We start from the raw sequence: 268 nt of genomic DNA, 5'->3' as shown, positions 1-268 counted from the left end.
CGGCTACTACTACGGAGCAAATATTCCGGAAAATGACGCCGAACTTAAAACCTATTTGGATGAACAAATTGGTGCTTTAGAAGAAAAAGCTTCAACGCCAAATGTCTATTTCCCAAACGGTTTAGACCAAGCGCCAGTCAGAAAAAATTTGCCGGAATTGGTTGCGAAATTTAATGAATTAGATAGCACGCGGGAATACCAACTCGCTTCACCAGAAACATTTTTCGCGGATTTAGAAAAAGATGTGACCGATTTACCAGTCATTGCC

The 268-nt window shown here is 41.0% G+C and carries 1 protein-coding gene; it reads left to right on the top strand.

The window, feature by feature from the left end:
* A partial coding sequence (locus ACX6XY_RS30335; RefSeq protein WP_460337915.1) for a hypothetical protein occupies positions 1–268 on the top strand: 268 nt, incomplete at both ends.

It is taken from the genome of Streptomyces sp. O3, from assembly GCF_054788135.1.
This window is presented reverse-complemented; position numbering and strand designations above follow the sequence as displayed.